The 24,506-nt window shown below is 69.9% G+C and carries 23 protein-coding genes; 5 read left to right on the top strand and 18 right to left on the bottom strand.

The features are described from left to right. Positions 1 to 41: 41 nt before the first annotated feature. The 8 genes from FDA94_RS04880 to FDA94_RS04845 all read right to left on the bottom strand — a co-directional run bounded on the left by FDA94_RS04880 (position 42) and on the right by FDA94_RS04845 (position 9,386). The gene (locus FDA94_RS04880) at positions 42 to 1,325 is read right to left on the bottom strand and encodes a thymidine phosphorylase (protein ID WP_137245782.1); all 1,284 of its coding nucleotides are present in this window, start codon (positions 1,323 to 1,325) and stop codon (positions 42 to 44) included. Beyond that, a complete protein-coding gene (locus FDA94_RS04875; RefSeq protein WP_137245781.1) occupies positions 1,325 to 1,720 on the bottom strand; it encodes a cytidine deaminase in 396 nt (131 codons plus the stop codon). Before FDA94_RS04875 ends, FDA94_RS04880 begins: the two co-directional genes overlap by 1 nt. Continuing rightward, the gene (locus FDA94_RS04870) at positions 1,717 to 2,982 is read right to left on the bottom strand and encodes an ABC transporter permease (protein WP_137245780.1); all 1,266 of its coding nucleotides are present in this window, start codon (positions 2,980 to 2,982) and stop codon (positions 1,717 to 1,719) included. Before FDA94_RS04870 ends, FDA94_RS04875 begins: the two co-directional genes overlap by 4 nt. Further along, positions 2,979 to 4,118, bottom strand: coding sequence for an ABC transporter permease (locus tag FDA94_RS04865; protein ID WP_137245779.1), 1,140 nt, complete (start codon positions 4,116 to 4,118; stop codon positions 2,979 to 2,981). Before FDA94_RS04865 ends, FDA94_RS04870 begins: the two co-directional genes overlap by 4 nt. After that, positions 4,115 to 5,650 carry an ABC transporter ATP-binding protein gene (locus tag FDA94_RS04860; RefSeq protein WP_137245825.1) on the bottom strand — a complete coding sequence of 512 codons (1,536 nt, stop codon included), beginning with the start codon at positions 5,648 to 5,650 and terminating at the stop codon, positions 4,115 to 4,117. The genes FDA94_RS04865 and FDA94_RS04860 overlap by 4 nt, the downstream gene beginning before the upstream one ends. Before the next feature lie 72 nt (positions 5,651 to 5,722). Then, positions 5,723 to 6,787, bottom strand: coding sequence for a BMP family lipoprotein (locus FDA94_RS04855; RefSeq protein WP_246059522.1), 1,065 nt, complete (start codon positions 6,785 to 6,787; stop codon positions 5,723 to 5,725). 168 nt (positions 6,788 to 6,955) lie between these two features. Next, a complete protein-coding gene (locus FDA94_RS04850) occupies positions 6,956 to 8,227 on the bottom strand; it encodes an amidohydrolase (protein ID WP_137245823.1) in 1,272 nt (423 codons plus the stop codon). Next, positions 8,214 to 9,386 carry a glutamate--cysteine ligase gene (locus FDA94_RS04845; protein WP_137245778.1) on the bottom strand — a complete coding sequence of 391 codons (1,173 nt, stop codon included), beginning with the start codon at positions 9,384 to 9,386 and terminating at the stop codon, positions 8,214 to 8,216. Before FDA94_RS04845 ends, FDA94_RS04850 begins: the two co-directional genes overlap by 14 nt. Positions 9,387 to 9,583: 197 nt before the next feature. Here FDA94_RS04845 and FDA94_RS04840 point away from each other — a divergent pair, with 197 nt between their 5' ends. Then, complete coding sequence (locus FDA94_RS04840) at positions 9,584 to 10,696, top strand: D-alanyl-D-alanine carboxypeptidase family protein (protein WP_137245777.1); 1,113 nt, start codon at positions 9,584 to 9,586, stop codon at positions 10,694 to 10,696. Here FDA94_RS04840 and FDA94_RS04835 read toward each other — a convergent pair. The 3 genes from FDA94_RS04835 to FDA94_RS04825 are packed head-to-tail and all read right to left on the bottom strand — an operon-like array spanning position 10,672 to position 13,988. Next, positions 10,672 to 11,628: a YihY/virulence factor BrkB family protein gene (locus FDA94_RS04835; RefSeq protein ID WP_246059520.1), complete on the bottom strand. Its 957-nt coding sequence runs from the start codon at positions 11,626 to 11,628 to the stop codon at positions 10,672 to 10,674. The two genes, FDA94_RS04840 and FDA94_RS04835, sit on opposite strands and share 25 nt — an antisense overlap. A 25-nt stretch (positions 11,629 to 11,653) precedes the next feature. Then, positions 11,654 to 12,658 carry a tryptophan--tRNA ligase gene (gene trpS, locus FDA94_RS04830; RefSeq protein ID WP_137245776.1) on the bottom strand — a complete coding sequence of 335 codons (1,005 nt, stop codon included), beginning with the start codon at positions 12,656 to 12,658 and terminating at the stop codon, positions 11,654 to 11,656. 40 nt (positions 12,659 to 12,698) lie between these two features. Then, the gene (locus tag FDA94_RS04825) at positions 12,699 to 13,988 is read right to left on the bottom strand and encodes a hemolysin family protein (RefSeq protein ID WP_137245775.1); all 1,290 of its coding nucleotides are present in this window, start codon (positions 13,986 to 13,988) and stop codon (positions 12,699 to 12,701) included. A gap of 111 nt (positions 13,989 to 14,099) precedes the next feature. On the opposite strand from FDA94_RS04825, the gene galE reads away from it, so the two are divergent. Together galE and FDA94_RS41005 are read left to right on the top strand one after the other, a co-directional pair. Further along, positions 14,100 to 15,038 (top strand): UDP-glucose 4-epimerase GalE, encoded by a 939-nt coding sequence (gene galE, locus FDA94_RS04820; RefSeq protein ID WP_137245774.1) that lies wholly within the window; start codon positions 14,100 to 14,102, stop codon positions 15,036 to 15,038. A 42-nt stretch (positions 15,039 to 15,080) separates the two neighbouring features. After that, complete coding sequence (locus FDA94_RS41005) at positions 15,081 to 15,209, top strand: hypothetical protein (protein WP_281286529.1); 129 nt, start codon at positions 15,081 to 15,083, stop codon at positions 15,207 to 15,209. On the opposite strand, the gene FDA94_RS04815 is transcribed toward FDA94_RS41005, so the two are convergent. Continuing rightward, positions 15,184 to 15,972 (bottom strand): COG1361 family protein, encoded by a 789-nt coding sequence (locus tag FDA94_RS04815; RefSeq protein ID WP_137245773.1) that lies wholly within the window; start codon positions 15,970 to 15,972, stop codon positions 15,184 to 15,186. The two genes, FDA94_RS41005 and FDA94_RS04815, sit on opposite strands and share 26 nt — an antisense overlap. 60 nt (positions 15,973 to 16,032) lie before the next feature. Here FDA94_RS04815 and FDA94_RS04810 point away from each other — a divergent pair, with 60 nt between their 5' ends. Then, complete coding sequence (locus tag FDA94_RS04810) at positions 16,033 to 16,404, top strand: hypothetical protein (protein WP_137245772.1); 372 nt, start codon at positions 16,033 to 16,035, stop codon at positions 16,402 to 16,404. Here FDA94_RS04810 and FDA94_RS04805 read toward each other — a convergent pair. The 4 genes from FDA94_RS04805 to FDA94_RS04790 all read right to left on the bottom strand — a co-directional run bounded on the left by FDA94_RS04805 (position 16,401) and on the right by FDA94_RS04790 (position 21,190). Continuing rightward, entirely contained in the window at positions 16,401 to 18,260 is a 1,860-nt protein-coding gene (locus FDA94_RS04805; RefSeq protein WP_170990782.1) for a serine/threonine-protein kinase, read from the bottom strand. The genes FDA94_RS04810 and FDA94_RS04805 overlap by 4 nt on opposite strands. 101 nt (positions 18,261 to 18,361) lie before the next feature. Next, on the bottom strand, positions 18,362 to 19,576 hold the full coding sequence (locus FDA94_RS04800) for an NADP-dependent isocitrate dehydrogenase (protein WP_137245770.1): 1,215 nt from the start codon (positions 19,574 to 19,576) through the stop codon (positions 18,362 to 18,364). A 67-nt stretch (positions 19,577 to 19,643) separates the two neighbouring features. Beyond that, positions 19,644 to 19,958, bottom strand: a complete 315-nt coding sequence (locus FDA94_RS04795) for a DUF3017 domain-containing protein (RefSeq protein ID WP_137245769.1) — start codon at positions 19,956 to 19,958, stop codon at positions 19,644 to 19,646. 110 nt (positions 19,959 to 20,068) lie between these two features. After that, positions 20,069 to 21,190, bottom strand: coding sequence for a citrate/2-methylcitrate synthase (locus FDA94_RS04790; RefSeq protein ID WP_137245768.1), 1,122 nt, complete (start codon positions 21,188 to 21,190; stop codon positions 20,069 to 20,071). 181 nt (positions 21,191 to 21,371) lie between these two features. Here FDA94_RS04790 and FDA94_RS04785 point away from each other — a divergent pair, with 181 nt between their 5' ends. Continuing rightward, positions 21,372 to 22,034 (top strand): FHA domain-containing protein, encoded by a 663-nt coding sequence (locus FDA94_RS04785; RefSeq protein WP_062344906.1) that lies wholly within the window; start codon positions 21,372 to 21,374, stop codon positions 22,032 to 22,034. Between the two features lie 57 nt (positions 22,035 to 22,091). On the opposite strand, the gene FDA94_RS04780 is transcribed toward FDA94_RS04785, so the two are convergent. Together FDA94_RS04780 and purH are read right to left on the bottom strand one after the other, a co-directional pair. Further along, positions 22,092 to 22,952: a bifunctional methylenetetrahydrofolate dehydrogenase/methenyltetrahydrofolate cyclohydrolase gene (locus FDA94_RS04780; RefSeq protein WP_137245767.1), complete on the bottom strand. Its 861-nt coding sequence runs from the start codon at positions 22,950 to 22,952 to the stop codon at positions 22,092 to 22,094. Positions 22,953 to 22,962: 10 nt separating this feature from the next. Continuing rightward, positions 22,963 to 24,504: a bifunctional phosphoribosylaminoimidazolecarboxamide formyltransferase/IMP cyclohydrolase gene (purH, locus tag FDA94_RS04775; protein WP_137245766.1), complete on the bottom strand. Its 1,542-nt coding sequence runs from the start codon at positions 24,502 to 24,504 to the stop codon at positions 22,963 to 22,965. Positions 24,505 to 24,506 lie beyond the last annotated feature (2 nt).

Raw genomic sequence — 24,506 nt, 5'->3', positions numbered from 1 at the left:
TGACCCGCTGCTCGGGTCACCGGGCAGGCTCTCGCGTTGTGTCAGGCGGTGATGCGCTCCACGACCAGCGGCAGCAGGCCCGGGTCGGTGTTCTCGGTCACCTCGTAGGCGCCGTCGAGCGACTCCAGCGCCCGCTCGAACCGCGAGGTCTCGTCCGCGTGCAGGGTCATCAGCGGCTGGCCCTGCCGCACGATGTCGCCCGGCTTGGCGTGCAGCACGATCCCGGCCCCGAACGACACCGGGTCCTCCTTGCGGGCCCGGCCCGCGCCCAGCCGCCAGGCGGCCACACCGACGCCCAGCGCGTCGAGGGTGGTCAGCACGCCCGAGGCGGGTGCGGTGATCTCCATCGTCTCGGCCGCGCGCGGCAGCAGGGCGTCGGGGTCGCCGCCCTGGGCGGTGATCATGCGGCGCCAGGCGTCCATCGCCGAGCCGTCCTTCAGGGCGACGGCGGGGTCCTTGCCGGACACCCCGGCCGCTTCGAGCATCTCGCGGGCCAGGGTCAGCGTCAGTTCGACCACGTCGGCGGGGCCGCCGCCGGCCAGGACCTCGACCGACTCCTCGACCTCCAGGGCGTTGCCGATCTTCAGGCCGAGCGGGCGGTCCATGGCCGTGAGCAGGGCCACGGTCCGCACGCCGGCGTCGGTGCCCAGCTCGACCATCGTGCGGGCCAGTTCGCGGGCGTCGGCCACGTTCTTCATGAACGCGCCGGAGCCGACCTTGACGTCCAGGACCAGGGAGCCCGTGCCCTCGGCGATCTTCTTGGACATGATCGAGGAGGCGATCAGCGGGATCGACTCCACCGTTCCGGTCACGTCGCGGAGGGCGTACAGCTTCTTGTCGGCGGGGGCCAGGCCCGAGCCGGCCGCGCAGACGACCGCGCCCGCCGAGCGGATGACGGCGAGCATCTCCTCGTTCGACAGCGACGCCCGCCAGCCGGGGATCGACTCCAGCTTGTCGAGCGTGCCGCCGGTGTGGCCGAGGCCCCGGCCGGACAGCTGCGGGACGTAGGCCCCGCATGCCGCCACCAGCGGCGCGAGCGGCAGGGTGATCTTGTCGCCGACGCCGCCGGTCGAGTGCTTGTCGGCGGTCGGGCGGTCGAGCATCGACCAGTCCATCCGCTCGCCCGAGCGGATCATCGCGGCGGTCCAGTCGGCGATCTCGCGGCGGTTCATCCCGTTAAGGAGGATGGCCATCGCCAGGGACGACATCTGCTCGTCGGCGATCGAACCAGACGTATAGGCGTCGATCACCCAGTCGATCTGGGCGGCCGAAAGCTCGCCCCTGTCACGCTTGGTGACGATGATGTCGATCGCGTCGAATGCCATTACTTCCCCGAAAGATCGTAAGGCCCGAAGGCGAACGGCAGGAACTTCGCCATCGGCCACGGCCCCTCCGGCGTCTCCACCAGCAGGTCGGGACCGCCGTGCTCGAACAGCAGCTGGCGGCAGCGCCCGCACGGCATCAGCAGTTCCTCGTGCCCGTCGACGCAGGTGAAGGCCACCAGCCGGCCCCCGCCCGAAGCGTGCAGGGCCGACACCAGACCGCACTCGGCGCACAGGCCGATGCCGTAGGAGGCGTTCTCCACGTTGCAGCCGGTCACGATCCGGCCGTCGTCCACCAGCGCCGCCGCGCCCACGGGGAAGTGGCTGTACGGCGCGTACGCGTGCCGCATGGCCTCCCCCGCCGCGGCACGCAGAGCGTCCCAGTCGATGCGCGTCATTTCGCCTGTCCCCTCCGATAAGGCAGCCCGTCGGCGGCCGGCATCCGCAGCCGTTGCGAGGCCAGCGACAGCACCAGCAGCGTCGTCAGGTGCGGCGTGAACGACGTGAACTGCTCGGGAATCGTGTCGGTGACCGCGAAGACGACCAGCACCGCGATGGCCGCGATCCCGGTCAGCAGGGCGGCCCTCGACCGCTGCTGCTTCACCAGCTGCCAGATCGCCACCGCCACCAGCAGCAGCCCCACGACCAGCAGCAGCGCGTGCACCGAGGTGCCGCCCTGCCGCAGCTGGAGCGCGTCGGTGTAGCCGAACAGGCCCGCGCCGGCCGCCAGGCCGCCCGGACGCCAGTTGCCGAAGATGACCGTCGCCAGGCCGATGAAGCCGCGTCCACCGGTCTGTCCCTCACGGTAGGTGCCCGCGGCGACGATCGCGAGGAACGCCCCGCCGAGGCCCGCGAAGACACCCGAGGCCAGCACCGCGACGTACTTGTAGAAGTAGACGTTGACGCCGAGCGACTCGGCCGCGACCGGCCGCTCGCCGACCGACCGCAGGCGCAGGCCGAAGGCGGTGCGCCACAGCAGCCAGAACGTCAGCGGCACGAGCAGCACGCCCAGCAGCGTGAACAGCGACACGTTCTGGGTCAGGCCGCGCAGCACCCCGGCCAGGTCGGACAGGAAGAACCAGTGTTTGGCCTCCAGCTCCTGGAGCGGGCCGCCGATCCAGGGGAGGCTGACGGTCGTCATCGCGGGGATGCGCGGCGACTGCGTGTCGCCGCCGCCCGACATCTCGGCGAAGACCAGCGTCGACAGGTACTTCGTCACGCCGAGGCCCAAAATGTTCAGCGCGACGCCGGAGACGACGTGGTCGACGCCGAAGGTCACGGTGGCGACGGCGTGCAGGGCCGCGCCCACCAGCCCGCCGACCGCGCCGGCGAGCACGCCGACCCACGGGTTCCCGGTCACGATGGCGCCCCAGGCGCCGAACCAGGTGCCGAGGATCATGATGCCCTCAAGGCCGATGTTGACCACGCCGGCCCGCTCCGACCAGAGGCCGCCGAGGCCCGCCAGGCCGATCGGGACGGCCGCCATCAGGGCCGCGCCGATCGCGCCGCCCGAGGTGATGTCGTTCGCGCCGGTGAGCACCCGGGCGACCGAGAGCAGGAACAGCAGCGCCAGCAGTCCGAGGAGGAGGACCTGCCAGGTCAGCTTGAACTTCCGCGCGGGAGGCGCGGCGGCCGGGGCGGCCGTTGCGGTGGTGGTCACGCCGCCGCTCCTTCCTTCTGCGTGATGGACGCGGCGCCGGCCAGCTCCCGGCTGACCCGTCTCTGCTCGGCGTTGACGCGATAGCGGTGCGCGAGCTCGTACGCGACGACCACCGAGAGCACGATCACGCCCTGCATGATCGTCACGATCTCCGGTGAGACCTTGTGGAGGTCGAGGATGTTGGCGGAGACGTCCAGGAAGGCCCAGAGCAGCGCGGCGAACACGATGCCGACGGGGTTGTTGCGGCCCAGCAGCGCGATGGCGATGCCGGTGAAGCCGAGACCCGCCTGGAAGTTCAGGTTGTAGGTGTACGACTCACCGAGCAGCTGGGGCATGCCGATCAGGCCGGCCATGGCGCCCGAGATCAGCATCGCGTACACGATCATGCGTTTGACGTTGACCCCGCTGGCCACCGCCGCCGGCTCCGACTGGCCGGTGGCGCGCAGGTCGAACCCGAAGCGCATCTTGTTCAACAGCACGTGGAAGCCGATGCCCACGGCGACGGCCAGGATGAACAGGCCGTACACCTTCAGGGGCGTGTCGGGGATCAGCCCGAGGCCGGGCACCTGGCCGGCGGCCGGGATCGGCTTGGTGCCGATGTCGTTGCCCTGCCGGACGCCCCACACCTCCAGCAGGAGGTAGGCGCCGATCCCGGTGGCGATGGTGTTCAGCATGATCGTCGAGATGACCTCGCTGACGCCCCGGGTCGCCTTGAGCACGCCCGCGATGCCCGCCCACGCCGCGCCGACGATCATCGCGACCAGGATGATCACGATCGGCAGGAACGGCGCGGGCAGCGTGATCGTGCCGCCGACCGCCGCCGCGACCAGCCCGGCGAGGCGGTACTGACCGTCGACGCCGATGTTGAACAGGTTCATCCGGAACCCGATGGCCACCGCGATGGCCGACAGGTAGTAGGTCGTCGCGTAGTTGACGATCTGCGCGAGCGAGCGGGGCTGCGAGCCGTACTCGACCATCGTGACGAGGGTGTCGAGCACCGGGTTGCCGGTGATGACCAGCACGATCGAGGTGATGAGCGCGGCGAACAGGATGGCCACGAGCGGCGCGGTCAGCGGCACCCAGGCCGACGGCTTGACCCGCCCGAGCAGGCGGTCGGTGAACGACGAGGTCGTCATGCTTCCTCCCCGGCGCCCGTCATCGCGGAACCGAGTTGTTCGGGGGTGACGGTCGCCGGGTCGAACTCGGCGACGAGCGTCCCGCGGTGGATGACCTTCAGCCAGTCGGACAGGCCGATCAGCTCGTCGAGGTCGGCCGAGATGAGCAGCACCGCGAGCCCGGCCGCGCGGGCGGTCCGCAGGTGGTCCCAGATGGCCGCCTGCGCGCCGACGTCGACGCCCCGCGTCGGGTGGGCGGCGATGAGCAGCTTGGGCTCACCGCTCATCTCCCGGCCCACGATGAGCTTCTGCTGGTTGCCGCCGGACAGCGCGGAGGCCAGCACGTCGATCCCGGGGGTGCGCACGTCGTACTGCTCGACGATGCGCTGGGTGTCGGCGCGGGCGCCCTTGCGGTTGATCCACCAGCCCCGGACGTTGACCTTCTCCTTCATGTGGCCGAGGATCCGGTTCTCCCAGAGGGGGGCCTCCAGGAGCAGGCCGTGGCGGTGGCGGTCTTCGGGGATGTAGCCGATGCCGGCCTCGCGGCGGCGCAGGGTCGTCCACGAGGTGATCTCCTGGCCGGCCAGCGTGACCGTGCCGGTGGAGGGCCGGATGCCCATGATCGCCTCGACCAGTTCGGCCTGGCCGTTGCCCTCGACGCCGGCGATGCCCAGGACCTCGCCCTTGTGGATCGTCAGCGTCACGTCGTCGAGCACCTTGCGCTCGCCGTCGGCGCCGATCGTCAGGCCGGTCACCTGGAGCGCGACCACGTCGGTCACGGTCGACTCGCGGGTCTCGGGGCTGGGCAGCTCGCTGCCGACCATCAGCTCGGCGAGCTGGCGGGCGGTGACGCCCTCGGGGGAGACCTCGGCGACGGTGGTGCCGCGCCGGATGACCGTGATCGCGTCGGCGACCTTCAGCACCTCGTCGAGGTGGTGGGAGATGAAGATGATGGTGATGCCCTCGCGGACCAGGCCGTGGAGGTTCTCGAAGAGCTCGTCGACCTCGTGGGGCACGAGCACGGCGGTCGGCTCGTCGAGGATCAGGATGCGGGCGCCCCGGTAGAGCACCTTGAGGATCTCCACCCGCTGGCGGGTGCCGACGCCGATGTCCTCGACCAGGACGTCGGGGTCGATGCCCAGGCCGTACGCGTCGGAGATGTCCTTGATCTTCTTGCGGGCGGCGGCGAAGTCGATGGCCAGGCCGCGCTTCCTCGGCTCACTGCCGAGGATCACGTTCTCCAGCACCGTGAGGTTGTCGGCCAGCATGAAGTGCTGGTGCACCATGCCGATTCCGGCGGAGATCGCGTCACCCGGGGTGTGGAAGGTCACCGGCGAACCGTTGACGCGGATCTCGCCCTCGTCGGGGCGTTGCATGCCGTAGAGGATCTTCATGAGGGTCGACTTGCCGGCGCCGTTCTCCCCCACGATGGCGTGGATGTGCCCCTTCTGGACCGTCAGGCTGATGTCGCGGTTGGCGACGACGCCGGGGAACCGCTTGGTGATCCCCTCAAGCTGGACGGCGACCTCGGAGACGGTGGTCTCGGTGCTGATGCTGGCCTCCTGCGTAAGCGTGCCAAGAGGCCCGGTGGTGATCACCGGGCCTCTCGACGTCACGTCGCCGTGTTATTCCTTGGGAACGGTGATCTCACCGCTCGAGATCTTCGCCTTGTACTCGTCGAGCTGCGCCTTGATGTCGTCGACCTTGCCGCCGGTCGTCGAGTAGTCGACGCCGCCCGCCTTGAGGTCGTACACCTTGGAGCCGGCCACCACGGAGTTGGTGGTGTAGCTCTTGATGAAGTCGAACACCGCGACGTCGACCTTCTTCAGCATCGAGGTGATGATGACGTCGGCGACGGTCGGGTCGGCGGTCTTGGCCTGGTCGGAGTCGACGCCGATCGCCATGCCGCCCGCGGCCTTGGCGGCCTCGAAGACGCCCGCGCCCGAACCGCCGGCGGCCTGGTAGACCACGTCGGCGCCGGCGTCGAACATGCCCTCTGCGGCGGTCTTGCCCTTGGCCGGGTCGCCGAAGCCGGAGAAGTCCGGCGGCTGGGTCAGGTACTTGGCCTGGATCTTGATGTCCGGCTTGACGGCCTTGGCGCCCGCCTCGAAGCCGGCCTGGAACTTCTTGATCAGGGGGACCTCGACGCCGCCGACGAAGCCGATGTCGCCCTTGGTCGACTTCAGCGCCGCCGCCGCGCCGACCAGGAACGAGCCCTGCTCCTCGGCGAAGACCAGGTTCGAGACGTTGGGGAGCTTGTTGGCCTCGTCGTCGACGATGGCGAACTTGGTGTCGGGGAACTCGGCCGCGACCTTGGCGACCGACTGGGAGTAGGCGAAGCCGACCGCGATGACCGGGTTGAAGCCGCCCGAGGCGAGCAGCCGCAGGCGCTCCTCCTTGGCCGACTCGGCCTCGCCGTTGCCGGCCTCCAGCTCGTTGATCTCGACGCCGAGCTCGGCCACGGCCTTGTCGAGGCCGGCCGCGGCGGAGTCGTTGAAGGACTGGTCGCCACGGCCGCCGATGTCGTACGCGAGCCCGACCTTGACTTTGGAGGCCGCGGGGGCGTCCGTGCCCGGAGCGGCGCTGGGGGCGCCCTCGGTGGTGTCGCCGCCGCCACAGGCGGCAGCGGCAAGCAGCATCGCACCGGCGGCGGCACCGGCGACGACCTTGCCAAAACGATTGCGGAGCAAGGTGGGAACTCCCCTTCCGTGACGTTCACTTCCGTCGCACGCGCGAACAGAACGCACGGCAACCTGCACGGAAGATAGTTGTTCCGGAAGGATGCTCAAAACGCCAGCACAGGTCCGCAATCAGCCTGTTATGCAGCTCACGCCACCTTGTGACCGATCAGGTGGCCTTCAGGCGAGCAGCGCCTCCGATGCCGAGCCCCTGCGGACCGCCGTGCGCTGGCCGTCCCACAGGGCGGTCAGGGCCGTGGCGGCCAGTACCCGGACGCCTACGCCCACGCAGCGCTCGTCGACGTCGAAGGTCGCCTGGTGGATGTCGAAGTCGCGGTTGTCGCCCGGAGTGCGCACGCCCAGGCGGGCCAGCGCGCCGGGGATCGACTCCAGGTACCACGCGAAGTCCTCGCCGCCGAGCGACTGCGACGTCGGGGCGGGCGAGTCGGGGCCGAGGACCTGGATCGCGGCGTCGCGGAACATCTGCACGCTGGCGGCGTCGTTGACCGTCGGCGGCACGCCGCGCCGGTAGTCGAGCTCGGCCTCCACGCCGTAGGCGCCCGCGACCCCGTCGAGCAGCGCCTTGATCAGGTCGGGCGCGGCGTGCCAGGCCTCGTCCTCCAGGCACCGGACGGTGCCCTCGATCACACCGTCTTCGGGGATCACGTTGCCGACCGACCCCGCCTGGACGCGGCCCCAGACCAGGGACAGCGACGAGCGCGGGTCGACCCGGCGGCTGAGGGCCGCGGGGAGCTCGGTGACGATCTTCGCGAGGGCGTAGACGAGGTCGGCGGTGAGGTGGGGACGGGCCGTGTGGCCGCCCGGTCCGCGCAGGCGCACGGTCAGCCGGTCGCACGCCGCCGTGATGCCGCCGGAGCGCAGGCCGAGCTGGCCGACCTCCAGGCGTGGGTCGCAGTGCAGCGCGAACACCCGGTCGAGGCCACTGATGCCGCCGGCCGCCATGACCTCCAGAGCGCCCTCGACGATCTCCTCGGCGGGCTGGAAGATCAGCCGGACCCGGCCCGGCAGCAGCCCGGCGGCGGCCTGGCGGGCCAGGAAGACGCCGGTGCCCGCGAGGATCGCGGTGTGCACGTCGTGGCCGCAGGCGTGGCAGCGGCCGGGCTGGAGCGAACGGTAGGGCACGTCCTTCTCGTCGGGCATGGCGAGGGCGTCCATGTCGGCGCGCAGGCCGATCGTGGGGCCGCCGCCGGAGCCGATGTCGCACAGGATGCCGGTGCCCCGGGGCAAGATCTGGGGCTCCAGACCTGCCCCCTTCAGCAGGTCTACGACCTTGCCGGTGGTGCGGTGCTCGTTGAACGCGAGCTCGGGGTGCATGTGAATGTCGCGGCGCAGCGCGACTAGCTCACTCTCGTGAGCGGCGAGGAAGGCGTCGAGCTCCCCCGTCAGACCATGTCCCTCGGGAGACTCCGTCTCCTGATCATGTCCCTGCATGATCTGCTCCATCTGCCTTCCTCGCGGTGACGAACCGGTCTTGGGCCAGCTCGGTAATGGTCGCGTCGACAACGTCTTCAAGAGTTCCACCGGCGGCGAGAATTCCCCGCTGCCGCTCGCACGAGCTGCCCTGGTCGAGCACGTCGCCCAGAACGGCCAGCTCGTCGGCGCAGCCGAGCCGCTCGGCCACCGGTTCCAGTTCACGCCGGAGTTCGTACAGCATGTCGCGCAGCGGGGCGGTCGAGCCCTTGTCGTCGGTGACGATCACGGCGTCCAGCCCGTAGCGGGTGGCCCGCCACTTGTTGTCGCGCACGACCCAGGCCGCCGGGCTCGGAAGCTTGTAGCCCCGGTCGAGCTGCTGGTCGAACTGTGTCACGAGGCACTGGGACAAGGCGGTCACCATGCCGACCTCGCGGAGGGTCGGAATGCCGTCGAACATGCGGATCTCGATCGTGCCGAAGTCGGGGTGGGGCCGGATGTCCCACCAGACCTCTTTGATGCTCTTGATCGTGCCGGCACGAATCAGGGTCTCCATGTACTCCTCGAACCCCGACCAGTCCGCCAGTAAATGCGGCGGCCCGGCCGTGGGCAGTGCCCCAAAGACGATTGCCCGGCTGGAGGCGAGCCCGGTGTCTTGGCCGCCCCAGAACGGGCTGGAGGTCGTCAACGCCAGGAAATGAGGCAGGTAGGCCGCAAGTGCGTTGACTATGGGAATGACTTTATCTCGTTCCCGCACTCCAACGTGAACATGTACGCCGAATGTTTGGATGCGCCATGCCAGCCACTGCATCTCCTCCACGAGTTCGAGGTAGCGCTGGTTGGGCGAGTACTCCGCGTCCCGCCAGTCGCTGATCGCATGGGTTCCGGTGCAGGCCAGCGAGATGCCACGGGGTTCCGCGACCTCCCTGAGCCGGATCAGGCTGCGTTCCAGATCTTGTACGGCCTCCGCCGCGGTGTGGCAGATGTCCGTCACGATCTCGATCTGCGACTGCATCAGTTCGTGCATGGCCTTGGGCCGGGCGTTCTCGCTCAGATCGGGCACCGCGGCGAGGATCTCGCGCGCGTCCTGCCGGAGTCTGCGCGTGTGCGTGTCGACGAGCTGTAGCTCCCACTCGACGCCCAGAGTCGCACCGCGGGACGGATTGAACTCGATCGGCACAACAACCTCCATAGTCCATCGTCTCAGGCACTGTCACTCGACGTGGCGTTAATCGGCCAAACCGAAAGCCCACATCCGATCAAGGCCACTTGTGCATCGTGACCTCTCATCCCGAATCGGCCAACTGCCCCCAAACGGTCTTTCAACCAGTAGGGTCCAATGCGTACGCCTGCGATCTTTGGGGGATCTTTCGCGACATGCGTAGATGTACGAGTGCCCTGGGCCTCGCCGTTCTCACCGTCGCCCTGGCGACTCCGGCGGCCCCGGCACTGGCGGCCGACCCGATCGGCGGGCCGCAGCTGGCCGGTTCCGGGATCATCGTCCCGGCGGGCGTGCAGGCGCCGCCCAAGACCAAGGCGAGCTCGTACGTGATCGCCGACGCCGACACCGGCGAGGTGCTGGCGGCCAAGAACCCCCACGGCCGGTTCCTGCCGGCCAGCACGCTCAAGGCGCTGACGGCCCTCACGCTGATCCCCCTGCTCGACAAGAACAAGACGGTCAAGCCCAGCCAGGCCGCCGTCAACGAGGAGGGCAGCGCGGTCGGCCTCGTGCCCAAACCGATCTACAAGGTCCACGACCTGCTCAGAGCGCTGATGATGGTCAGCGGCAACGACTGCGCCAACGCCCTGGCCGAGGCCAACGGCGGCATGCGCGAGACCCTGGCCGACATGAACGAGGTCGCCAGGCGCCTCCAGGCCAACGACACGGTCGCCAAGACCCCGAGCGGCCTCGACAAGCCGGGGCAGAGCAGCTCGGCGTACGACCTGGCGCTGATCGCCCGCGCGGGCCTGAAGCTCAAGGACTTCCGCGAGTACATCTCCACCAAGACCGCCAAGTTCCCGGCGCCGAAGGGCCACTACGAGATCGGCAACCACAACAAGATGTTGTGGACCTACGACGGCATGCTCGGCGTCAAGAACGGCTGGACGTCCAAGGCCTTCGGCAGCTTCGTCGGCGCGGCCAAGCGCGACGGCCACACGATCATCGTGTCGGTCATGCGCCACGAGGAGTCGTTCTGGAAGGACGTCGAGCAGCTCATGAACTGGGGCTTCGCCAACCGCGGCAAGAACGCCGCCGTGGGCGCCCTGGTCGAGCCGCTGCCCGAGGTCCAGCCCTCACCCGTGCCCTCGGCCCTGGCCGCGCCGGTGCCCGAGGGCAACGCCGCGGTGTCCGAGCCGGCCCGGCCGGAGGGCGACGGTCCCGGCGTGCTCGCCACGATCGTCCTGGGCGGCGGCGTGGTCGCGGGGGTGGGCCTGCTCGGCTGGGGCATCCGCCGCAAGCGGCGTCAGTCTCCGACGGCCTCGTCGTAGCCGTCGTGGGTGGCCGGGGCCGGTGACGGCTCCGGCGGCGGGCCCAGGGTGGCGGTGGCCGTCCAGGCGGCGGAGTAGAAGATCACCCGGGCCGACAGGTTGATCCACAGCAGCAGCCCGACCATCACCGTGAACGCGCCGTAGAGCGAGTTGTTCGACAGGGTGTGCGACAGCAGCAGCGTCGCGAACTGCTTGAGCACGCCGAACAGCAGAGCGCCGAGCACCGCCCCGCGCAGGATGACCCTGAACGGCTGGGCGGGCCGGGCCAGCCAGCCGAACATCACGAGGAACACGAGGGTGTCGGCGGCCAGCGAGGCCAGGATGCCCGCGACCGCCAGCCCGGCCGAGCCGAGCCACGACTCCCCCACCCCGAGCCAGTCGGCGATGAGGCCGGCGGCGCCCCCGGCCGCGCCGCTGACGACGGTCGAGAGGATCATCGCCAGGCCGATGAGGACCAGCGCGATCAGGTCGTAGAGCTTCCCGAGGAAGAAGTTGACCGGGGGCTCGCTGTTCATCCAGATGTCGCGCAGGGCGGTGCGCAGCGTGTCGACCGCGCCCAGGCCTGAGTAGAGCAGGCCGACGAGGCCGATGATCGTGGCGGCGCTGCGGGCCTCGGCCAGGTAGCTCAGGTTGAGCTTGTCGGCCAGGCCCGGGAGCTGGTCGTTGATCGCGTTGTTCAGGGTGGTCAGCGCGTCGGGCCGGAAGGTGACGACGTAGCCGAACACCGCGAAGGCCAGCGCGATGATCGGGAAGAACGACAGGAACGCGAAGTAGGTCACCGCGCCGGCCAGCCGGTCGCCGTGCATGATCTGGTAGCGGTGGATCGTCCGGATGAGGTGGTCGACCCACCGCCAGCGGATGCGGGCGCGTTCGGTCCGGTCGCGGGTCCAGGCCTTGGCGGCCTCGACCGACCTCGTCAACGAACTGATCACGCCCGGGGTACTACCCGGAGCGCGCTCAGTGAGTCGGCAGGAAGCCCATCGCGTCGCGGGCCTTCTCCATGGTCTCCTGCGCCACCGCGCGGGCCTTGGCCGCGCCGATCGCCAGCATGCGGTCGAGCTCGGCCTCGTTGGCGAGCAGCTTCTCGGTGCGTTCGCGGATGGGCGAGAACGTCTCGATCACGGCCTCGGCGACGTCCTTCTTGAACGTGCCGTAGCCCTGGCCGACGTAGCGCGCCTCCAGGTCGGGGATCGGCGTGCCGGTCAGCGCCGACAGGATGCGCAGCAGGTTGGTGACGCCCGGCTTGTTCTCGTCGTCGGCGACGATGTCGGTGCCGGTGTCGGTGACCGCCCGCATGACCTTCTTGCGCAGCGCGCCCGGCTCCTCCAGCACGTCGAGGATGCCCTGGGGGCTGGACGACGACTTCGACATCTTCGCCGTCGGGTCCTGCAGGTCGGTGATCTTCTCGACGGCCTTCACGATGTGCGGATTGGGCACCGTGAACGTCGGCCCGTAGCGCGCGTTGAAGCGCTGGGCGAGGTCGCGGGTGAGCTCGATGTGCTGCTTCTGGTCGGCGCCCACGGGGACCTGGTCGGTCTGGTAGAGCAGGATGTCGGCGGCCTGCAGGATCGGGTAGGTGAACAGCCCCACCGAGGCCGAGCCCTCACCGTATTTGGCCGACTTGTCCTTGAACTGGGTCATCCGCCCGGCCTCGCCCATGCCGGTCAGGCAGTTGAGCATCCAGGCCAGCTCGGCGTGCTCGCGCACGTGGCTCTGCACGAACACCGACGACCGCTCGGGGTCGAGGCCGCAGGCGAACAGCTGCGCGGCGGCGGTGCGGGTGCGGGCGCGCAGTTCGGCCGCGGTCGGCGCGATCGTGATCGCGTGCAGGTCGACGACCATGTAGAACGCGTCGTGGGTCTCCTGGAGCGGGACCCACTGGCGGACCGCGCCCAGGTAGTTGCCGAGGTGGAACGAGTCCGACGTGGGCTGGATGCCGGAAAGAACACGAGGGCGAGCCATGACGTCATTCTTCCAGCAACCCCGGCCTGGTCGCGACGATTTACGGCTCCGGGGTGGCGGGGGTGACCCTGACCCGGGAGACCCGCCGTCCGTCCATCTCCGTGACCGTCAGGCGGGCGCCGGGCACCTCCACGGCCTCCCCCACCACCGGCAGATGGCCCAGCCGGGCCATCAGGAAACCGCCGATGGTCTCGTAGGGCCCCTCGGGGAGCCGGACGCCGATCTCGGAGTGGGCGTCGACCAGGCGGAGCAGGCCCTCGACCTCGACGTCGCCCGCGATGCGGCGGATGCCGGGCTCCTCGTGGTCGTATTCGTCGCGGATGTCGCCGATCAGCTCCTCGACCAGGTCCTCCAGGGTGACGATGCCGGCCGTGCCGCCGTACTCGTCGACCACGATGGCCAGGTGGTGGCCCTCGTCGCGCATCTCCGACAGGGTGGCCAGCACGCGTTTGGTGCCCGGGACCTGCTTGACCGGGCGGATCGGCACCACCTCGGAGATCGGGTCGATCCGGCCGGTGAGCACCGGGTCGAGCAGGTCGCGCACGTGCACGAACCCGACGACCTCGTCGTAGGAGTTGCGGTAGACGGGGAAACGGGAGTGGGGCAGCGAGGCGACCAGCACCGCCGCCTCGGCCAGCGTGGTGTCGGCGGCCATGAACTCCACCTCGGTACGCGGCAGCATCACCTCCCGCAGCTGCCGCTTGCCGGCCGCGAAGACCTCGGCGATCAGGTGCCGCTCGTCGGCGGTCAGCTCGGCGTGCCCGGCCACCATGTCGCGCAGTTCCTCGATCGTCATCGCCTCGCGGTCGGCCTTGGGGTTGCCGCCCAGCAGCCGCACCACGCCGTCGGTCGACTTCGACAGCGCCCAGATGACCGGGCGCGACAGCGCCGCGATCCGGTCGACGAAGGGCGCGACCAGCAGCGCCAGGCCTTCGGCCCGCTGGAGCGCCAGGCGCTTGGGGACCAGCTCGCCGAGGACGAGGGAGACGTACGAGATGCAGAGGGTCACCACCAGCAGCGAGAGCAGCGGCGCGGCCGACGGCGGCAGGCCCCAGCCCTCGATCACCGGGGTCAGCTCGCCCGCGAGCTTGTCGGCGCCGAAGGCGGCCGAGAGCATGCTCGCCACGGTGACCCCGATCTGGACCGCCGACAGGAACCTGTTGGGGTCGCGGGCGAGCTTGGCCACCCGGGCGCCGCGGCGGCCGAGCTTCTCCAGCCGCCGCACCTGGCTCTCGCGCAGCGAGACGAGGGCCATCTCGGCCGCCGCGAAGTAGCCCCCGATCAGGATGAACACCAAGACGAGGGCGATGTTGGCCGCGAGACTGTTCACTGGAATGTTTCCGCCCTGGCGACTTCCGATGACGAGAGACCTGAAAGCGTACTCAGTGCGCGGCTAGGCTGGGCGTCGTACAAAAACGAACATAGTCGAACGGAATCCAACGTGAAGCTACTGGTTACCGGAGGCGCGGGCTACATCGGCAGCGTGACCGCGGCGCAGCTCGTCGAGGCGGGACACGAGGTCACCGTGCTCGACGACCTGTCGACCGGCCACGCCGACGCGGTGCCCGACGGCGCGCGGTTCGTCGAGGGCTCCTTCATGGAGCCGGGCGACCTGTCCGGGTTCAACGCGGTGCTCCACTTCGCGGCCAGGAGCCTGGTCGGCGAGTCCGTCGAGAAGCCCGCACTCTACTGGTCGCACAACCTGGGCGGAACGCTGCGCCTGCTGGAGGCCATGCGCAAGGGCGGCGTCGGCCACATCGTCTTCTCCTCCACCGCCGCGACCTACGGCGAGCCCGAGAACACGCCGATCAAGGAGACCGACCCGACCCGGCCGACCAACCCCTACGGGGCCTCGAAGCTGGCCGTCGACACCACCCTGACCGCCTTCGCCGCGATGTACGGCATCGGCGCGGTGAGCCTGCGCTACTTCAACGTGGCCGGCGCCTACGGCCGCTACCGCGAGCGCCACGTGATCGAGACCCACCTGATCCCCAACGTGCTCAAGGTCGCGCTCGGCGAGCGCGAGTCGATCAGTCTGTTCGGCGGCGACTACCCCACGCCCGACGGCACATGCGTCCGTGACTACGTGCACGTCTCCGACGTCGCCAACGCCCACCTGCTGGCGCTGGCGGCCTGCGAGAGGGGCGTCCACAAGATCTTCAACCTCGGCAACGGGGCCGGCTTCTCCAACCAGCAGGTCGTCGACGTCTGCCGCGAGGTCACCGGCCACCCGATCCCCTCGTCCATCGCGCCCCGGCGGGCGGGCGACCCGGCGGTGCTGGTCGCGTCGTCGGAGCTGATCCAGAAGGAGCTGGGCTGGCAGCCCGAGCACAGCGGGCTGACCTCGATCATCGAGGACGCATGGCGAGCAGTTCGGTAATTGCCCGGATTCGCAGCGTGAAAATGTGATTAGGTCTCGGCTATGAGGCGAGTGCTGGCATACGCGGGAATCACGCTGCTCGTCGTGCTGGGCAGCCTCGCCTCCGCGGCGGGGGTGGTGTTCGCCACCGGCGGCGCGTACATGATCACCGGGACGCCGCCCTGTCCCTGAGCCTCATCGAGGCCTGGTTGTTGGCGGGATGGCGGTCGCCGCGCCCCTGTGAGCGCACGATCGCCGTCACCGCATGCCTGCCCCGCCGCACCGCCAGCCGGAACCAGGCCGTGCCCCCGGGCCGGATCGTCGGCACCACGCAGCCGGTCCGGCCGCCGCAACGGGCCCCGTCGACGAAGACCATGGCGTCGCGCACCACGCGCGGGCCCCGGTTGCGGACCGCCGCGTGCACGGTCCGGCGGCCGCCGCCCCGCGCGGCGGAGAGTTTCACGGTCAGGTCGGCGCCCTCGTCGACCTTGACGACCGACTCGGCCTCGTTGTCGGTGTCGTGGCCGTCGAGGACCTCGGAGGTGAGCCGGGCCTGGGCGCGCAGCGGTCCGGCGGCGCTGGGACGCACCAGACCGGTGATCACCACCCCGCCCGACTGACCGGCCGCCACGTCCTTGGGCGAGTGGCAGACGACCTCCGAGAGGCCCCGGCCGGGCTGGCACCCGGCGACGTCCACATTCACGATCTTGAAGTCGGTCGGTACGCGGACCGTCAGCGTCGGCAACACCGCGTCGCCCGGTCCGCCGTTCTTCACCTGGACGGTGTAGGACAGCGGCTGCCCCGGCTGGGCGACCTTCGGATGGGCCTCGATGGACACCGACAGATCGGCTCCGCCCCACTGGCCCTCGTGCCCGCCGGGCCCGGACGCCAGCGCGGGACCGGCGAGGACCCCCGAGACGAGGAACGCGACCCCCGCGACCATCCATCGACGCATGGCACCAATTCAACGTCCGGGGCGTCGAGATGATCGTTCGGACACGCTACCGTCGACCCCATGGAAGAGACACGGGACGGCAAAGTCCGCGCCCTGCTCTACGACGTCACCACGGTCCTGCTGCTGACCTTCGGCGGCGTGCTGTTCGTCGTCGGCTGGCTCGTGGGCGCCTACCTCCTGCTGGCCTCCCGCCGCTGGCGTCCGTGGGAGAAGGCGCTCGGCCTGCTGGTGTGGCCGCTGGGCGTGCTGTGGGTGTACGTCGTCCCGCTCGTCCTGTTCAACTGCGAGACCGTCGTGGTCGACGGCACGCCGTTCCGGACCACCTGCCCCGACCACGCCGAGTGGCTGACGCCGACGGTGATGGGGGCGGCGTTCGCGCTGGAGATCCTGGTGATGATCGTCCTGCTGCTGCGGCCGAGGCGACGGGGTTAACGGCAGGGCACCTTGACCGGGATGCTGCGGTCGGGGGTGAAGACGGCGTTGCCGAAGAACTCGGCCAGCAGGCTGCGGGCCGTGCCGGAGTCGAAGAGCTTGACGATGGCGTGGCGGACCGCCTCGCAGGTCTCGAAGTCGCCCTTCGGCACCCCGACGGAGTAGCGGGCCGAGCCGACGCCCAGACCGAGCACCCGGTATTTCACCGCCTCCCGGTTGGCGAACCCGGCGAGCATGATGTCGTCGCCGGGAAAGGCGTCGACCAGACGGGTGCGCAGCATGTCCATGCAGTGGCCCGCGTCGGTGCCCTTGACCGCCTCCATGGCGATCCCCTGGCCGGCGAGCCACTTCTGGATCTCCGTCGCGTTGGTGCCGGGCCGCACGCACAGCCGCTTGCCCCGCAGGTCGGCGGCTGACCTGATGTTCGAGTCGTCGGCCACCAGCACGTCGTTGCGGGCCTGGTAGTAGGGCCCCGCGAGGGTGGCCCAGTCGTTCCTGGACGTCTCCCAGGCGTAGGTCGCCACCACCAGGTCGACCGCCCCGCTGGTCAGCGCCTGCACCCGGTTGTACGCCGTCACCTCCCGGACCTCCACGCTCTTCGCGCCGAGCTCCTTGGCGAGGTAGCGGCCGACCTCGACCTCGAACCCCGTCGGCGGCTCGTCGCCGGGGCCGAACCCGACGCCGGGCAGGTCGCCCTTGACCCCGATCGTCAGCTTCCCCGTCCGTCTGGCCTTCTCCAGCACCGACGCGTAGGGAGCCGAACGGCTCGGGGCGGGACTCGCCTTCGTGGCGGCGTCGGGCGAGTTGACCATCAGGGTCACCACGACCGCGACCCCGCCGAGCACCAGCGCGGCGGCGGCCGCCATGGAGGCCGGCAGCCACCACTTCTTCGCCCGCTTCGACGGCGGCTTCTGGGGCGGCGGCACCCGGAACGCCCGGGTCTCGTCGTCGACGTCCTTGCCTGCGACGTCCTTCACGACGGGGAAGGGGCCGGTCTCGGGGTTGGCCACCAGGGCGCCCTGGGTCATCACCACGGTCGAGGCGTCGCCGGTCTCGGGGTGGCCGAGCAGCCGCAGCAGGATCTGCCCCGCCGTCGGACGGTCGGCCGGCCGCTTGCTCACACTCGCCGCCACCACGCCGCGCAGCGGTTCGGGCAGCGGGGTCAGGTCGATGTCGTGGTTGAGGATCCGGTTCAGCACCGCCGCGATCGATTTCGCCCCGAACGCGGCCTGCCCGGTGGCGGCGTAGGCGATCGTCGCGCCCCACGCGAACACGTCGGTGTAGGCGCCGACGTCGTCTCCGGAGACCTGCTCGGGCGCCATGTACGCCGGTGTGCCGATCGCCCGGCTGGTGATGGTGCCCGTGGAGTCGAGGATGCGGGAGATGCCGAAGTCGACCACCCGGGGCCCGTCGGTGGCGAGCAGCACGTTGTCGGGCTTGAAGTCGCGGTGGATGATGCCCGCCTGGTGGATGGCGGTCAGCGCGGTCGCGGTGCCGACGGCGAGCCGTTCGAGGTCGTCGCCGCTCATCGGGCCCGACCGGTCGATCTGCTCGCGCAGCGACGGGCCGTCGATGTACTCGCTGGCGATGTAGGGGGTGTCGCCTTCGAGGTCGGCGGCGATCACCCGGGCCGTGCAGAAACTGGCCACGCGCTCGGCGGCCCGGAGCTCCCGCGCGAAGCGGGAGCGGGCCATCGCGTCGCCGCTGAACTTGACGTGCAGCAGTTTCACCGCGGCCCGCTCACCCGAAGGATCGGTGCCGAGGTAGACGGTCCCCTGGCCGCCCTCGCCGATCCGCCCGGACAGGGTGAAGGGACCGAGCTGTTTCGGGTCCCCCGACCCGAGCGGCTCGATCATGAATGTTTCCCACCGTTTAGTCATTGATTGGCCAGGCTGACTTTACGGCAAACACAAGAGCCGCCCACCGGGGAAAGGCGAGCGGCTCAAGGGGGTGTACGTCAGGCCATCTTCTTCTGGAGGTTCTCGTCGAGGGTGGCCAGGAAGTCCTGGGTGGTCAGCCACTCGGCGTCGCCGCCGACCAGCAGCGCCAGGTCCTTGGTCATCTTGCCGCTCTCGACGGTCTCGACGCAGACCTCTTCGAGCTTCGTGGCGAAGTCGACGACCTCGGGCTGGTTGTCGAGCTTGCCGCGGTGCTGCAGGCCACGGGTCCAGGCGAAGATCGACGCGATCGGGTTGGTCGACGTCGGCTTGCCCTGCTGGTGCTGCCGGAAGTGGCGGGTCACCGTGCCGTGGGCGGCCTCGGCCTCGACGGTCTGGCCGTCGGGGGTCATCAGCACCGAGGTCATCAGGCCGAGCGACCCGAAGCCCTGCGCCACCGTGTCCGACTGGACGTCGCCGTCGTAGTTCTTGCACGCCCAGACGTAGCCGCCCTCCCACTTGAGGGACGCCGCCACCATGTCGTCGATCAGCCGGTGCTCGTAGGTGATCCCGGCCGCCTCGAAGTCGGCCTTGAACTCGCTCTCGAACACCTCGGCGAAGATGTCCTTGAACCGGCCGTCGTAGGCCTTCAGGATCGTGTTCTTCGTCGACAGGTAGACCGGGTAGTTGCGGGCCAGGCCGTAGCGCATGGACGACCGGGCGAAGTCACGGATCGACTCGTCGAGGTTGTACATGGCCAGCGCGACGCCGCCGCCGGGGAAGTCGAAGACGTTGAGCTCGATCGGCTCGCTGCCGTCCTTCGGGGTGAAGGTCAGGGTCAGCGTGCCCTCGCCCGGGACCTTGAGGTCGGTGGCGCGGTACTGGTCGCCGAACGCGTGACGGCCGACGATGATCGGCTTGGTCCAGCCGGGCACCAGGCGCGGCACGTTCGACATGATGATCGGCTCACGGAAGATGACGCCGCCGAGGATGTTGCGGATCGTCCCGTTCGGGGACTTCCACATCTTCTTCAGGCCGAACTCCTCGACACGGGCCTCGTCGGGGGTGATCGTGGCGCACTTGACGCCGACGCCGTACTGCTTGATCGCGTTCGCGGCGTCGATGGTGACCTGGTCGTCGGTGGCGTCACGGTGCTCGATGCCGAGGTCGAAGTACTTGAGGTCGACGTCGAGGTAGGGCAGGATCAGCTGGTCCTTGATGAACTGCCAGATGATCCGGGTCATCTCGTCGCCGTCAAGCTCGACGACCGGACCCGCTACCTTGATCTTGGGCATTCGTGGGGTTCCCCTTCTGAACGAACATTTGCCCCGAAGTCGGGCATGGCCTGCGTCCTTTTTGAGGTCACTGGCCGACGAGGCTATCGGACGGCCGTGCCTGGTCGACGATGAGGTCGGAGGGATGGAGGTCGACCTCCAGCAGGACCCCGGCCGCCACCATCAGCAGCCCGAACACGGTGAGGGTGAGGGTGTCGGTGAGGCGCGACCGGACCGACAGGCCGCCGGAGTGACGCCGGGGCAGCAGCAGTCGCAGCACCGCGCCCGCGAGAAAGGCGGCGCCGAGCACGACGCCGCCCAACCAGGGTTCCGGGAGCACGGCGATGAGGATCAGCCCGGTGGCCGCGCCCGCGGCCACCATGACGTAGGCCCCCCAGGCCATGCGCCTCGCGTTGGTGTTGATGGTCGGTTCCGTCTCTGGTCAGGTGCGGGCATATGTGGGCAGGTTCACATCGCGAGCCACGGCCGGCCTTCGGCCGTCCGCGTCTCGCTCTACCGCTCGTCGATGTGGACCCACTTCTGGTCGCGCGCGCCGATGTACTCGCTGTCCGGGCGGATCAGCCGGTTGTCGGCGTGCTGCTCGATGACGTGGGCGGTCCACCCCGCCATCCGGCTGACCGAGAACACCGGGGTGAACAGGTCGGTCGGGATGCCGAGGAAGTGGTAGACCGTCGCGGCGTAGAAGTCGACGTTGGGATAGAGGCCCTTCTCCGCGAAGACGACCTCCTCCATCTCCTTCGACATCCGATAGTAGGTGTCGTCGCCGGACGCTTCGCCCAGCTCCTCCGACATGCGGCGCAGGTGGGTGGCCCGGGGGTCCTCGGTCTTGTAGACCCGGTGGCCGAACCCCATGATCTTCTCGCCGCCGGCCAGCTTCGCCCGCACCGCGTCGGCGACGCCGGTGGGGTCGAGCGTCTCCAGGGTGCGCATCACCTGCTCGTTGGCGCCGCCGTGCAGCGGCCCCTTGAGGGTGCCGATGGCGGCGACCACGGCCGAGTGCATGTCCGACAGGGTGGCCGCGCAGACCCGGGCGGCGAACGTCGAGGCGTTCATCGTGTGGTCGGCGTGCAGCACCAGGCACTCGTCGAAGATCTCGACTTCCCGGGGCGTCGGCTCCTTGCCGGTGATCTGGCGCAGGAAGTTGGCCGCGATCGACTTGTCGGGATCGGGCTCGGGGGCCTCCACGCCCCGGCGGGCCGCGTGGAAGCGGGCCACCAGGATCGGCTGCAGCGCCGTCAGCCGGGCCGCCTTGCGCAGGTTCGCGTCGGCGGCGTTGGAGTCCTTGTCGGGATCGTCGGCGCTGGTCAGTGAGAGCAGCGTGCGCAGGGCCTCCATGGGCTCCTGCTTCTCGGCGATCTCCACGACGTTCTGCTCGACGAGACTGCCGAGCGCGCGCCCCCGCACGAGTTCCGCGCCGTATTCGGCGAGCTGGTCGCGGTTCGGGAGGGTGCCGTGCTGGAGAAGGTGGGCGGTTTCCTCGAATGTCGTACGGCCGGCCAGGTCGTGGATGTCGTATCCGCGGTAGAACAACAGACCGGCCTTGCCGTCGATGTCGCTGAGCGCTGTTGACGCGGCGACGACATCGGCGAGGCCTTTGGTGGGCTTGTCTGCCATGAGTGTTTCCTCCGCTTATCTACCGCGAAAGTCTACCCGTGAGCTGGTTAAGCACCCCTCCAGAGGCCTAGACCAATTAGGCGCCGGATCTGGTCAAGGCAAAGGCGATTCCCGATCCCCACGTTTGGGTAAGCCGCAGCTGATGTGAAAGTAACGGCGGGCTACCTGGGGAGGAACTGCCGTGGAGGGGCCGTTCATACGGATTGAGGACACCGGCGAGGTGGTGCCCTTGCGCCCCGAGATCACCACGATCGGCCGGGGCCGAGGCGCCGACATCCGGCTGACAGACCCGAGCGTGTCGCGTTTACACGCCGAGTTCGTCAGGCGGGGACCTTACCTGTATGTCGTTGACCTGGGCTTGTCCCGCAACGGCACACGGGTGAACGGCAGGCCGATCGCGCGGAGGGTCCTCGACGACGGCGACGTCGTCTCGTTCGGGGCCGCCCGTGCGCGCGTCGGCGGGATACCACGCGAAGACCTGGCGCCAGAGGTCGAGTTGCGGCGGGCCGCCGCACCCGAGCTCACCCGGCGTGAGGTCGACGTGCTGACGTCGCTCTGTCGGCCGGCGCTCTCGGACGAAGCGTTCGTGGCGCCCGCGACCGCTCGCGAGATCGCCGACGACCTGGTCGTCACGGAGGCCGCGGTGAAGCAGCACCTGCTGCGGCTCTACCAGAAGTTCCGCATTCCCGAGGGCACCAACCGGCGCACCCGCCTCGCCAACGAGGTGGTCGCGCTCGGGCTGGTCCGCCCGACCCCGGTCGTCCCGCCACAACGGGCGACCGAGGGAGGCGGAACTCCGGCGCATCCCGCCTCGGCGCCCGCTGCCGGGCGCCGGGCGAGCTGATGACCGGGCTGATGACCGGCTGACGGGTCGCGGAGCTCGGCGAGGGGTCTCCGCTTTCTAGCTCAGCAGACCCGCGTCCCGCTCCGCGGCCTCGACCACGTTGGTCAGCAGCAGGGCGCGGGTCATCGGTCCGACACCGCCGGGATTGGGCGCGACCCACCCGGCGACTTCGGCGACGTCGGGCGCGACGTCGCCGGCGATCTTTCCGTCGACCCGCGACACACCGACGTCCAGCACGGCCGCACCCGGCTTCACCATCTCGGCGGTGATGAGCCCGGGCACCCCGGCCGCCGCGACGACGATGTCGGCCCGCCGCACGTGGTCGGCCAGGTCACGCGTTCCGGTGTGGCACAGGGTGACGGTGGCGTTCTCGGTCCGGCGGGTGAGCAGCAGGCCCAGCGGACGGCCGACCGTGATGCCCCGGCCGATCACCACCACCTCGGCGCCGTTGATCGGCACGTCGTACTCCCGCAGGAGGTCGACGATGCCGCGCGGGGTGCAGGGCAGCGGCGCGTCCACCATGTGGACCAACCGGCCCAGGTTGACCGGGTGGAGGCCGTCGGCGTCCTTGGCCGGGTCGACCCGCTCCAGCAGCGCCATCGTGTCGAGGTGCCGCGGCAGCGGCAGCTGGACGATGTAGCCGTTGCACGCGGGGTCGGCGTTGAGCTCGTCGATGACGTCCTCGACCTGGCCGAGGGTCGCGTCGGCGGGCAGCTCGCGCTGGATCGAGTTGATGCCGACCTCGGCGCAGTCGCGGTGCTTGCTGGCGACGTAGATGTGGCTGGCCGGGTCGTCGCCGACCAGGACCGTGCCCAGCCCCGGCGTGACGCCCGCCTCGGCGAGCTTGCCGACGCGCAGCGCCAAGTCGAGCTTGATCTTGGCCGCGGTGGCCTTGCCGTCGAGAATCCCTGCGCTCATGTCTGGCCCCTTAGTGGAAGAAGTGGCGGGTGCCGGTGAAGTAGAGGCTCACCCCGGCGGCCTGCGCCGCCGCGATGACCTCGTCGTCACGGATCGAGCCGCCCGGCTCCACGATCGCGGTCACGCCGCCGTCGACCAGCACCTGCAGGCCGTCGGCGAACGGGAAGAACGCGTCGGACGCGGCCACCGAGCCGGCCGCCCGCTCCCCGGCCCGCGTGACCGCCAGGCGCGCCGAGTCGACCCTGTTGACCTGGCCCATGCCGACGCCGACCGAGGCGCCGTCGCTGGCCAGCAGGATCGCGTTCGACTTGACCGAACGAACGGCCTTCCAGGCGAACTCCAGATCGGCCAGCGTCTCGGCGGAGACCGCCGGACCGGCCTTCAGTTCCCACCCTGCGACGCCGTCACCGGGCGCGTCGACGCGGTCGACGGTCTGCACCAGCAGCCCCCCGTCGATGCGCCGGAACTCGGCGGCGTTCCGGGGGCCCTGCGGGCAGGCCAGCAGCCGGAGGTTCTTCTTCTCCTTCAGCACGGTCAGGGCGTCGGCCGCGAACGACGGCGCCACGACCACCTCGGTGAAGATGGGCGCGATCTGCTCGGCCAGCTCCCTGGTGACTTCGCGGTTGACCGCGATGACACCGCCGTAGGCCGAGACCGGGTCGCACTCATGGGCCTTGCGGTGAGCCTCGACAACGTCGTCGCCCACGGCGATGCCACACGGGTTGGCGTGCTTGATGATCGCGACGGCCGGGGCGTCGAAGTCCCAGGCCGAGCGCCAGGCGGCATCGGCGTCGACGTAGTTGTTGTAGGACATCTCCTTGCCGTGCAGCTGCTGGGCGCCCGCCAGGCCGCCCGAGCCCGTCGAGTAGAGGGCGGCGCGCTGGTGGGGATTCTCACCGTAACGCAGCACGTCTTTGAGGTTCCAGTCGGCTCCCATGAACGTCGGCCACTCGCCCTCGGGGGCGTAGACGTTGGCGAACCACGAGGCCACGGCCACGTCGTAGCTGGCCGTGTGGGCGTAGGCGGTGGCGGCCAGCCGGCGGCGCTCGGTGACGGTGAAACCGCCCTCGTCGATCGCGGCCAGCACCGAGGGGTAGGAGCGCGGGTCGACGACCACGGCGACCGTGCCGTGGTTCTTGGCGGCGGCGCGGATCATCGCCGGGCCGCCGATGTCGATCTTCTCGACGCAGTCGGCGTCGGAGGCGCCCGAGGCGACCGTCTCGCGGAACGGATAGAGGTTGACCACACAGAGCTGGAACGGCTCGATCTCCAGCTCTTCGAGCTGGGTGACGTGATCGGGGTTGGCGCCGTCGGCCAGCAGCCCGGCGTGCACGCGCGGGTGGAGGGTCTTCACTCGGCCGTCGAGGCACTCGGGGAAGCCCGTCAGCGACTCGACCTTCGTGACCGGGATGCCGTAGGCGGCGATGGCGGCGGCCGTGCCGCCGGTCGAGACGATCTCCACACCCGCCGCTTCGAGGCCTCGCGCGAGGTCTTCCAGGCCGGTCTTGTCGTAAACCGTGATCAGCGCGCGCCGGATGGCGATCCGAGTCACTG

This window comes from Herbidospora galbida (assembly GCF_005233835.1).
Taxonomy (GTDB): Bacteria; Actinomycetota; Actinomycetes; order Streptosporangiales; family Streptosporangiaceae; genus Herbidospora; species Herbidospora galbida.
This window is presented reverse-complemented; position numbering and strand designations above follow the sequence as displayed.

Excerpts from the sequence above, each read along its gene's own strand:
- FDA94_RS04880 (WP_137245782.1), bottom strand. The coding sequence starts at position 1,325 with ATGGCATTCGACGCGATCGACATCATCGTCACCAAGCGTGACAGGGGC.
- FDA94_RS04875 (WP_137245781.1), bottom strand. The coding sequence starts at position 1,720 with ATGACGCGCATCGACTGGGACGCTCTGCGTGCCGCGGCGGGGGAGGCC.
- FDA94_RS04865 (WP_137245779.1), bottom strand. The coding sequence starts at position 4,118 with ATGACGACCTCGTCGTTCACCGACCGCCTGCTCGGGCGGGTCAAGCCG.
- FDA94_RS04850 (WP_137245823.1), bottom strand. The coding sequence starts at position 8,227 with ATGCAGGGACATGATCAGGAGACGGAGTCTCCCGAGGGACATGGTCTG.
- FDA94_RS04840 (WP_137245777.1), top strand. The coding sequence starts at position 9,584 with ATGCGTAGATGTACGAGTGCCCTGGGCCTCGCCGTTCTCACCGTCGCC.
- trpS (WP_137245776.1), bottom strand. The coding sequence starts at position 12,658 with ATGGCTCGCCCTCGTGTTCTTTCCGGCATCCAGCCCACGTCGGACTCG.
- FDA94_RS41005 (WP_281286529.1), top strand. The coding sequence starts at position 15,081 with ATGAGGCGAGTGCTGGCATACGCGGGAATCACGCTGCTCGTCGTGCTG.
- FDA94_RS04815 (WP_137245773.1), bottom strand. The coding sequence starts at position 15,972 with ATGCGTCGATGGATGGTCGCGGGGGTCGCGTTCCTCGTCTCGGGGGTC.
- FDA94_RS04810 (WP_137245772.1), top strand. The coding sequence starts at position 16,033 with ATGGAAGAGACACGGGACGGCAAAGTCCGCGCCCTGCTCTACGACGTC.
- FDA94_RS04805 (WP_170990782.1), bottom strand. The coding sequence starts at position 18,260 with ATGATCGAGCCGCTCGGGTCGGGGGACCCGAAACAGCTCGGTCCCTTC.
- FDA94_RS04800 (WP_137245770.1), bottom strand. The coding sequence starts at position 19,576 with ATGCCCAAGATCAAGGTAGCGGGTCCGGTCGTCGAGCTTGACGGCGAC.
- FDA94_RS04795 (WP_137245769.1), bottom strand. The coding sequence starts at position 19,958 with ATGGCCTGGGGGGCCTACGTCATGGTGGCCGCGGGCGCGGCCACCGGG.
- FDA94_RS04790 (WP_137245768.1), bottom strand. The coding sequence starts at position 21,190 with ATGGCAGACAAGCCCACCAAAGGCCTCGCCGATGTCGTCGCCGCGTCA.
- FDA94_RS04780 (WP_137245767.1), bottom strand. The coding sequence starts at position 22,952 with ATGAGCGCAGGGATTCTCGACGGCAAGGCCACCGCGGCCAAGATCAAG.